Here is a 465-nt window from a genome sequence, read left to right on the forward strand (position 1 = left end):
CCTACGGGAGGCAGCAGTGGGGAATATTGGACAATGGGCGAAAGCCTGATCCAGCCATGCCGCGTGTGTGAAGAAGGTCTTCGGATTGTAAAGCACTTTAAGTTGGGAGGAAGGGCATTAACCTAATACGTTAGTGTTTTGACGTTACCGACAGAATAAGCACCGGCTAACTTCGTGCCAGCAGCCGCGGTAATACGAAGGGTGCAAGCGTTAATCGGAATTACTGGGCGTAAAGCGCGCGTAGGTGGTTTGTTAAGTTGAATGTGAAAGCCCCGGGCTCAACCTGGGAACTGCATCCAAAACTGGCAAGCTAGAGTATGGCAGAGGGTGGTGGAATTTCCTGTGTAGCGGTGAAATGCGTAGATATAGGAAGGAACACCAGTGGCGAAGGCGACCACCTGGGCTAATACTGACACTGAGGTGCGAAAGCGTGGGGAGCAAACAGGATTAGATACCCCGGTAGTC

The 465-nt window shown here is 51.8% G+C and carries 1 rRNA gene; it reads left to right on the forward strand.

What is annotated here, in order from left to right:
• Positions 1-465, forward strand: a 16S ribosomal RNA gene (locus tag DRF65_RS28220); the annotation flags it as partial.

It is taken from the genome of Chryseobacterium pennae (assembly GCF_003385515.1).
In the GTDB taxonomy this organism is placed as follows: Bacteria; Bacteroidota; Bacteroidia; order Flavobacteriales; family Weeksellaceae; genus Chryseobacterium; species Chryseobacterium pennae.